Genomic DNA, 8,881 nt, shown 5'->3' on the forward strand with positions numbered 1-8,881 from the left:
GATAAAACTGCAGGAACTTCAGCGCCGGAGGCTCTGGTGAAGCTTCCTGAGGTCACAAGTGATTATCGGAACCAGGTTATAAGCCAGGACCCGCTGATTGAGGGATACAAGGTCACAGTTAGTAGAATCAAAGAAAGATTGGGGGACTATCCTGTGACGTGGGAGCACGCTCTCGAATATCAGGCAATGATGGTCCTTGCGAAAGCAATTGATGAGGCAGACTCTCTCGACCCGGACGCGATAATGGATGCTATGGAGAACGAAGTCTGGCCCATGGACGGATACATGGGAGTTCCGAACTACATCTACTCACAGCTTCTCAGAGCGGCACCATGGGATACAAGAGGGGCGCTCAACACTCCCGGAAGCGCTCTTGTGATATGGGACGGAGAGGTTACAGGATACATCGAAATCTATCCGAAGTTCTGGGGGCAGGAATACTACTACACTGACGCTTCCGGAAACAAAGTTTGGGGGTAAATTTAACTTTTTAACTTTATTTTTTTGGTGATAAAATGCCCATTGTGGTTGCAATAGATAAGAAATCGGACAGAGCAGAAAGAACACTAAAATTTGCTGCAGAAGAGGCAGAGCTACGTGGTATGCCGGTTTACGTTGTTCACTCTTTACCAGGAGGTAGCAAGACTACTGACGAGGACGTTTTTGAGGCTGAGAAGGCGCTTTCATGGGCTGTCAGCATTCTGAAGAAAGAAGGAGTAAAAGGGGAAAAGCATCTTCTTGTTAGAGGCAAAGAACCAGCACAGGACATAGTGGATTTCGCGGATGAAATTGATGCCAAAATGGTAGTAATTGGAGTCAGGAAGAGAAGCCCAACAGGGAAGCTCCTGTTTGGCAGTGTGGCGAGGGATGTAATCCTTCATGCAAACAAGCCAGTAGCGTGCATCAAATGACGTTCACATCAGCAAGAAAAACAAAATAACTATTAAAAATTTTAATTCTAAGAATTTTCATCCTTTAGGAGTTTAAGTGTTTAACAAATACCACTAATTGGAAAAAAACCAAAAGAAATTTATACTTCCTTCATCTTTACTTTAAAATGATGATTGAAATAAATTATTTCATAAATGTACTCATCGGAGGACTCGTAGTCGGATTCATCTACGCTCTGACGGCTCTTGGGATTACAATTATCTACGGAATTCTGCAAATTCCGGACTTCTCTCACGGAAACAGATACATGCTCGGGGCATATGCAGGGTTTCTGGCAGCTTCAATTGCAGGTAACATGCTTGAAATCAGCTACATTGCTGCAATCCTGGCAGCTGTTGCTGTATCCGCTCTGGTGGGAGTTCTGAGCTACTTGCTCGTTTACAGGAGGCTTCTCGATGCTCCACACATTACTTCATTCATTGCTGCCATAGGTCTGCTGATGCTTCTTGAGGGCTTTGCTCTTGCAGTTTTCGGTCCCAGATACCAGCACATTCACACTCCCTTTGATTACATGGTGTTGGTTGGTGCGTTAAGAATAAGCGCACAGAGGCTGGTTATCCTTCTATCATCCATTGCCACCATAGCTTTTCTGTTTTACTTCCTGAAAAGAACCATTACCGGCATAGCTCTCGAAGCCGTTGCTCAGTCTCCAATAGGGGCAAGGCTGGTTGGGATCAATACCGACAAGATTACACTGATAGCCTTTGCAATCGCCGGAGCACTTGCGGGATTCGCTGCTGCACTTATTGCCCCAATAACCCTTGTGTATCCAATAATGGGCGCCGAACTGAACCTGAAGGCTTTCGTAATATGCGTGGTTGGTGGGCTGGGAAATATTCCTGGGGCGATAGCAGGAGGTCTGGTTCTCGGCATTGTTGAATCCATTTACGGCGGTTACTTTGACATAAGATGGAAAAATCTTGTCGCATTTGGAATTCTCGTTGCAATTTTGATTCTCAAACCAGAAGGTTTGTTTGGCAAAAAGGAGAGGAGAGCATGAACTGGAAGATAGTTTGCCCAACAATATTGGTGCTGGCACTGCTTTTGCCGCTGACCGGCTCATCATACGCGATCAGAATTTCTACATTGTTCATAATCTACACCATCGCTGCAATGGGGTTGAACATCATAATCGGCTATACAGGTCAGGCTTCTCTTACTCAGGGAGCGTTTTACGGTCTCGGAGCATACGTGAGTGCTTTGCTAGTGCTCAACGGGTGGTCATTCTGGTCTTCCTTAGTTGTGGCAGTTGCTTTTGTGGCAGCGGTTGCCTTTTTAATAGGCCTGATGACCTTAAGGCTTAAGGGAGCTTACTTCGCCATTGCAACTCTGCTCTTCAACGTAATCATCTACGAAATAGTGGACAAATGGGATGAGGTTACAAGAGGCCCCAGAGGACTCTTTGGCATACCCTCTCCGGCAATCGAGATTGGAGGTGTTTCAATCAGCTTCAGTGGAACCCAGAACTTCTACTACCTCATGCTTGCAGTTCTGGTAATCATGACCGTTCTATACTGGATTATAATCAAATCGCCTTTCGGCAGCATAATAGTGGCAATTAGAGAGAACGAGCTTCTTGCTGAGTACGCTGGAGTTAACTTGACCAAGTTTAAAGTTGCATCTTTCGTCTTCAGCGCCATCTTTGCCTCAGTTGCAGGAGCGTTCTACTCTGCCTACATCGGTAGCATCTTCCCGGATATAACGAGCTTCGTCAACAGCTTTGCCTTCCTCACTGCAGTTATCTTTGGAGGGGCTGGAACGCTGGCCGGGCCGTTTGTCGGGACAGCTGTCGTCACGCTTATAAACGAGGTTTTCTTCACGCTCGCCCAGTATACGGTTCTTATCCAAGGAATAGTGTTTCTTCTGGCCATACTCTTCATGCCCAAGGGTGTTATGGGAACCTACTACTCAAGAAAAGCAGAAAAAGGAGGAGAGCTGCCAAAAAGGGCCATCATGGGGAAACTGTAAGGTGATAACATGCTGAGCGTAAAAGGAGTAGGGATAAAATTTGGGGGGCTGAGGGCGTTGAAAGGCGTGACCTTTGATGTCAAAGAAGGGGAGATTCTCGGAATTATCGGTCCGAACGGAGCAGGAAAGACGACCCTTTTCAACATAATTTCAGGCCTGTACACTCCTGATGAGGGTATTGTGCTTTTCAAGGGAAAGACCATCACAGGCATGCCACCTCACAAAATCGTAAGACTCGGAATAAACAGAACATTCCAGACGACCAGCCTTTACTTTAATCTCCCCGTAATCGGCAATATACTCATAACTCTCACTGGATGGTACAGAGGAAGCATTTTTAAGGCGCTGAAAGAGAAAAACGGGGAAGAGATTTTTGAAGAGGCCATGAAACTCCTCAAGTTTGTCGAACTTGAAGAGCTTGCCTTCACTCCAGTAAAAAACATTCCGCAGGAAGCTCAGAGGAGGCTATCTATCGCTGTTGCTATAGCTACAAAGCCTAAACTGCTTTTGCTTGATGAACCTACAGCCGGACTTACTCTGGAAGAGACTGACAAGATTCTGGAAATCATAAAGTCTTTGAGGAATAACGGAACTACAATAGCCTTAATCGAGCACAAAATGAGGTTTATTATGGGTGTGTCCGACAGAATAGTCGTTCTTGAGAGCGGAGAGGTTATTGCGGAAGGCAAGCCTGAAGAAATTGTGAAAAATGAGAGGGTTATCAAAGCGTATCTGGGTGAGAGCTATGTTGCTTGAAGTCAAAGACCTTCACGTTGCTTACGGCAGTTACGAAGTTCTTAGAGGAGTGAATCTTGAGATTGACTACGGAGAAATCGTTTCAATCATCGGAAGCAACGGGGCGGGAAAAAGCACACTTTTCAGAACAATTTCAGGCTTTATTAAGCCTAAGAGCGGGAGTATCAGGTTCGACGGGGAAGAGATTGCAGGAAAAAGCCCGGAGGAAATTGTTACCATCGGCATAACCCACTGTCCAGAAGGCAGGTTTCTTTTCCCGGATCTGAGCGTTTACAAAAATCTGCTTCTCGGTTACTTCACTAATAGAAGGGACAAGGACGGATTCAAGAAGAGGCTTGAGTACGTTTTTGAAATATTTCCGGTTTTAAGAGAGAGAATAAACCAGAGAGCAGGAACGATGAGTGGTGGAGAGCAGCAGATGCTTGCTATCGCCAGAGCGCTAATGCCAAAACCCAAACTGCTGCTTCTTGACGAGCCAAGCTTTGGATTGTCTCCCAAGCTTTCATGGAGCGTTTTTGAGGTGCTGAAGGAAATAAAAAATGACACTGCAGTTCTCGTTTCAGAGCAAAACGCATCTTTAAGTCTGAAAGTTTCTGATAGGGCTTACGTCATAGAACTTGGAGAAATAAGGCTCAGCGGTAAAGCGGACGAAGTTATGGCGAATCCAGAGGTTAAAAAGGCATATCTGGGTATTTGAGAAAAATTTTTATTTTTTAAATCAAATTAAGACCATGCTTCTCAACGAAAAGGACTTCAAAAATGAGGGGATTAAGATTGCCGCATTTCTGATGGCGGAATCCGCAAGAACGGCTCCGAAGTCCAAGGGTGAGGATGTAATCGAAATCGTTTACGTTGACGGAGAAGAGATGGAAAAAATTGCTGTGCAGATGGAAAAAATGGCTGGAGGAGGGGACAAGGACTTCATCAGAGATGCAGAGAGCGTGAGAAAATCCCAAGCAATACTCCTTGTAGGTGCAAAGGGAGATAAGACAGTGGGGGTTAACTGCCAGGCATGCGGGTTTGAGAGCTGTTCAGAGTTCAAGAAAGCTGAGAGGGACGGGGAGAATTTTGTAGGGCCGAACTGTGCTTTCAGAATGATTGATCTTGGCATCGCTCTCGGTTCAGCGGTTAAGGTGGCAGCAGTCCTTGGAATAGACACAAGAATAATGTACAGGATTGGAATCGCTGCCAAAAAGCTCGGTATGATTGATAGCGACGTTGTGATGGGAATTCCGCTGTCAGCGTCGGGCAAGAGCCCGTACTTTGACAGGAAGCCTAAAAAATAATTTTTAATTTCTTTAACCTCAGTTACGTTAATAAGTCATAATTAGGCATCTTTTAAGTCAAACCAAAACCACTTTGCCACTTTTAAGCTCCTCCAACCGGGAAAAATGATGAGGACAGAAGTCCTTTTATTTCCAGACTCTCCATAAACTAACGTGAAGGTAGCACTTGGGGGAACATTCGAACCACTGCATGAGGGCCATAAAAAGCTCATAGATGTGGCGATCAAGCTCGGAGGGAAAGATATAACCATAGGGATCACCAGTGATAGAATGGCTAGAGGGAGAATCAGAAGCGTTCTGCCCTTCTCGATAAGAGCGGAGAATGTCCGAAGATATGTTTTGAGGAAATACGGTTTTGAGCCGGAAATCGTCAAGATAACCAATCCGTACGGAAAAACACTCGATGTTGACTTTGAGTACCTCGTCGTCTCTCCGGAAACATACGAAATGGCGTTGAAAATTAATAAAAAGAGGGAGGAACTTGGAAAGAGAAAAATAACCATAGTGAGGGTTGACTGGATCATGGCGGACGACGGCAAGCCCATATCCTCTACCAGAATTAAAAGGGGAGAGATAGACAGATATGGGGGTATTATTTAAGCCGTTTTTGATAATTGAAGCGAAAAAAAGAAGTTAATTATCCAAACAAATTCCAACACAAGATATTTGCGAAAAAGAGTTGATAGGTATTTTCAGAGCATGGCTCGGCGGCGTTCTGGACAGGTATGCTGATTTCATAATCGTATTCTGCATAACCCTCTCAATTTCTCAAACAAATTGGTTCTACTGGATTATAGCTTTCTGGCTGCATTTGCGTCGTTTATAGTTGCGTACACCGGAGACAAGTACGTTGCCGTTTACAGGCGGACTTATGCTCCAAGTTCATTCAGCATTCCAATCACAAGAGATATGAGACTGTTTTTGATATTTTTAGGGGGCGTGTTCAACGCCCTCGCGATTTCGCTTGCGTTAATTGCCGTTCTGGGAAACGCTGAAGGTCTTGGGAGAATCATTTCATTGAGGAGCGCTGAGCAAGATTAGTTGAATATTTCTAGAACGGTGAAAGCAAGTAAAATCCCGTATTCTTTAAAAATTCCAAAATTGCAAAAATAAAAAGATTTAAATCGCTACGTTCTGACAAAAAGCAGGTGATAGAATGAAAGTGAATGGTGTCGAGGTTGAGGAAACTTTTGCTGAGGCCTTTGACATAAAAATTGCAAGGGTTTTGATAACGGGCTACGACTATTACTGGGCCTGGGTAGCTGCTAATGAGGCCACGGGGTTCGGTACGTCTGTTATTATGTGCCCCGCCGAAGCTGGAATCGAGATTAAGGCGAGACCGTCTGAGACCCCCGACGGGAGACCTGGCTATTACATTCAAATCTGCCACATGAGCAAGAAGGGGCTTGAGGAGCAGCTTCTGGCCAGACTTGGCCAGTGTGTTCTTACCGCACCCACTGCTGCCGTCTTTAACGGCCTGCCAGATGCGGAAGAGAAGTTTGACACGGGCTTCAAGCTCAAATTCTTCGCCGACGGATACGAGAAGGAATTAGAGGTTGGTGGTAGGAAGTGCTGGGCAGTGCCCATGATGGAGGGAGACTTCATAATCGAGAACGACATCGGGTACACCAACGGCATTGCAGGAGGAAACTTCTTCATAATGGCTGAAACCCAGCCATCTGCTCTTGCAGCCGCAAAGGCTGCAGTAGATGCTATAAGCGACGTTGAGGGTGTAATAACACCGTTCCCAGGTGGAATTGTTGCTTCTGGTTCGAAGGTTGGGGCAAACAAGTACAAGTTCCTGAGGGCCTCAACAAACGAAAAGTTCGCTCCGAGCATCAGAGACCAGGTTGAAGGAACGCAGATTCCGGAAGGTGTGAAGGCTGTCTACGAGATCGTCATCAATGGATTGAATGCTGATGCAATCAAGGAAGCTACGAAGGTTGGTATACTGGCAGCGACGAAGATTCCGGGAGTTGTAAAGATTACAGCCGGAAACTACGGTGGAAAGCTCGGGAAGCACATCATAAACCTGAACGAGCTCTTTTAAATTTTTATTTTATGAAGACGATTCTCACCTTTTCTGGTCTCGACCCTTCTGGTGGTGCCGGACTGCATGCTGACATAAAAACTGCCAAGGCAATCGGGCTGTATCCTGCTTCAATCGTAACATCACTGACTGTTCAGAACACTTGTGAAGCTAAGACAGTAGTTCCAGTCGACACCGAAATTCTCAAAAAACAGATTGAGGCCGTTGTAGATGACATAAAGATTGACTGCGTAAAAATAGGGCTCATCTCCTCAACCGAGGTTGCGAGGGTTGTTGCTGACGAAATTGTGAAGCTCGATGCACCAAAGGTTCTTGACCCGGTGATCTTCGCAGGTGCTGGGGGAAAAATTGGGAGTGTCGAAGGTTACAGAATGCTCTTGGAGTTCATTAACGTCGTAACACCGAATCTGACTGAGGCGAGGAGTTTCACTTCAGTTAATGGAGCAAAAAACACCTTTGAAGAGGCCAAAGACATTGCTCTAAAAATAAACGAAAAGTATGGCTGCAATGTGGTGATTACGGGAGGTGAGCTGGGAGGCAGAGATGTCGTCTGCGAGAAGGGCTTAATTTACACCGTCACTGCAGATTTCTCGCCTGTGAACATCCACGGAACCGGTTGCGTTTACAGCACAGCCTTGGCATGCTACTTAGGATTGGACAACTCACTGGAAAATGCGGTTAGAAAGGCAAGAATTTTTGTCCTGGAGAGTGTTAAAAAAGCTTTGAGGCCCGGAAACTGTTTTCCGGTCGTTAATCCCTAAAACAGAATTCTCTCCAAATCATCTCCCCCGTAGAAGATTTCCTGAATTGCATCGTAGATGTCCTCCATTCCATAGCCAGTCAAAGCAGAAGCGGGAATTAGTGGTCTAAATAAGCCCGCATCCTTCAGCAGGAGGAAAAGTTCAAGATTTAGAGTTTTCCGCTCCAAATCAAGACTGTCATAGAGGGTCTCAGGGTCCCTGCTCCATTCAACAATTTTTTCAAGCTCCCTCTCAGTCAGCAGGTCAGATTTTGAAAGGACGAGCACCTGCGGTATTTCAAGCCTGAAAACAGCCGAAGAAGCCATAAACAGCATCGATAGGAACCCTGAAGGTGTTTTTGATACCACAGGATCAAAAAGGTAGACCATAACACTTCTTTCAGGATTGAGAACATTTACGAGTATTCTGCTGCTCTCTCTGAGTGTAAAAAGCTCTAACTGACCGGGTGTGTCAATCAAAACATACTCAGATGATGAAAGCTGGATCTCATCCTTGATGTCATCAACAAGAGTTGATACGAGGTCTGCACCGATTATCTGAGCCCCGTTTGGCCCTACATTGTATCTGCCCATGATGTCTTCGAGAGTGAACCACTCCCTGACGTCAATGTCTGCTGAATAGGGAAGGAAGTCCGCTCCAGGGTCAAGGTTCACGGTCAGATAGTCAAGCTTCTTCAGATCAAACCAATCCGCAATAGCTTTTGTCATGTAGGTCTTTCCAGACCCTGCAGTGCCTGTAAGGTAGATGAAAACCTGCTCCATGAAAAAACCTAAGTGTCAGAGTTCAAAACCTCTACCATGTATTTCGTTCTCAGTCCCTGAACATACCTTTTAGCATCAGCTATAAATGGACAGTAGCTGGGACAGCCTTCTCCCTTAACTCCCTGAATGCGACAGTTTACGCTGTTCGTGCAGTCAACAACCTCAATTTCGCCTCCGTTCACGTAAACAATAGCAACATGTCTTCTGTTCTTCACCTGGAGAATTTTTGAGTTAGCAGTAACCATTGTTTTAATCATGCAGATTTCCCCATAAAAACTTTTCCATTTTTTCACATTGGACCTGTCCACTTAACACAAACACCACCTCAATCGGTTGTAGTACAGCATA

General features: G+C 45.4%; 12 protein-coding genes and 1 pseudogene. 11 read left to right on the plus strand and 2 right to left on the minus strand.

Annotated features, from left to right (window positions below):
• The 11 genes and pseudogenes from H0Z19_RS10825 to H0Z19_RS10875 form a co-directional block, all read left to right on the plus strand.
• Nucleotides 1–480: pseudogene (locus tag H0Z19_RS10825) on the plus strand (hypothetical protein); the annotation flags it as partial.
• 35 nt (nucleotides 481–515) lie between these two features.
• Nucleotides 516–911 (plus strand): universal stress protein, encoded by a 396-nt coding sequence (locus H0Z19_RS10830; RefSeq protein ID WP_290726526.1) that lies wholly within the window; start codon nucleotides 516–518, stop codon nucleotides 909–911.
• A gap of 146 nt (nucleotides 912–1,057) precedes the next feature.
• Nucleotides 1,058–1,951 carry a branched-chain amino acid ABC transporter permease gene (locus H0Z19_RS10835; RefSeq protein ID WP_290726528.1) on the plus strand — a complete coding sequence of 298 codons (894 nt, stop codon included), beginning with the start codon at nucleotides 1,058–1,060 and terminating at the stop codon, nucleotides 1,949–1,951.
• A complete protein-coding gene (locus tag H0Z19_RS10840; protein WP_290726530.1) occupies nucleotides 1,948–2,919 on the plus strand; it encodes a branched-chain amino acid ABC transporter permease in 972 nt (323 codons plus the stop codon). Before H0Z19_RS10835 ends, H0Z19_RS10840 begins: the two co-directional genes overlap by 4 nt.
• A gap of 9 nt (nucleotides 2,920–2,928) precedes the next feature.
• Entirely contained in the window at nucleotides 2,929–3,675 is a 747-nt protein-coding gene (locus H0Z19_RS10845) for an ABC transporter ATP-binding protein (RefSeq protein WP_290726532.1), read from the plus strand.
• Nucleotides 3,668–4,372, plus strand: coding sequence for an ABC transporter ATP-binding protein (locus H0Z19_RS10850; protein ID WP_365892747.1), 705 nt, complete (start codon nucleotides 3,668–3,670; stop codon nucleotides 4,370–4,372). The genes H0Z19_RS10845 and H0Z19_RS10850 overlap by 8 nt, the downstream gene beginning before the upstream one ends.
• Nucleotides 4,373–4,406: 34 nt before the next feature.
• A complete protein-coding gene (locus tag H0Z19_RS10855) occupies nucleotides 4,407–4,961 on the plus strand; it encodes a DUF2148 domain-containing protein (protein WP_290726537.1) in 555 nt (184 codons plus the stop codon).
• A gap of 153 nt (nucleotides 4,962–5,114) precedes the next feature.
• Nucleotides 5,115–5,561, plus strand: a complete 447-nt coding sequence (locus tag H0Z19_RS10860) for a phosphopantetheine adenylyltransferase (RefSeq protein ID WP_290726539.1) — start codon at nucleotides 5,115–5,117, stop codon at nucleotides 5,559–5,561.
• Between the two features lie 177 nt (nucleotides 5,562–5,738).
• Nucleotides 5,739–6,002, plus strand: a complete 264-nt coding sequence (locus tag H0Z19_RS10865; protein WP_290726542.1) for a hypothetical protein — start codon at nucleotides 5,739–5,741, stop codon at nucleotides 6,000–6,002.
• A 115-nt stretch (nucleotides 6,003–6,117) separates the two neighbouring features.
• Nucleotides 6,118–7,011, plus strand: coding sequence for a formylmethanofuran--tetrahydromethanopterin N-formyltransferase (fhcD, locus tag H0Z19_RS10870; protein WP_290726543.1), 894 nt, complete (start codon nucleotides 6,118–6,120; stop codon nucleotides 7,009–7,011).
• An 11-nt stretch (nucleotides 7,012–7,022) separates the two neighbouring features.
• A complete protein-coding gene (locus tag H0Z19_RS10875; protein ID WP_290726545.1) occupies nucleotides 7,023–7,772 on the plus strand; it encodes a bifunctional hydroxymethylpyrimidine kinase/phosphomethylpyrimidine kinase in 750 nt (249 codons plus the stop codon).
• Here the strand turns inward: H0Z19_RS10875 and H0Z19_RS10880 are convergent.
• Complete coding sequence (locus H0Z19_RS10880; RefSeq protein ID WP_290726548.1) at nucleotides 7,769–8,533, minus strand: ATP/GTP-binding protein; 765 nt, start codon at nucleotides 8,531–8,533, stop codon at nucleotides 7,769–7,771. The two genes, H0Z19_RS10875 and H0Z19_RS10880, sit on opposite strands and share 4 nt — an antisense overlap.
• 8 nt (nucleotides 8,534–8,541) lie before the next feature.
• The gene (locus tag H0Z19_RS10885) at nucleotides 8,542–8,778 is read right to left on the minus strand and encodes a hypothetical protein (RefSeq protein WP_290726550.1); all 237 of its coding nucleotides are present in this window, start codon (nucleotides 8,776–8,778) and stop codon (nucleotides 8,542–8,544) included.
• Nucleotides 8,779–8,881: the final 103 nt, after the last annotated feature.

The sequence above is a fragment of the Archaeoglobus sp. genome, from assembly GCF_017656475.1.
Taxonomy (GTDB): Archaea; Halobacteriota; Archaeoglobi; order Archaeoglobales; family Archaeoglobaceae; genus Archaeoglobus.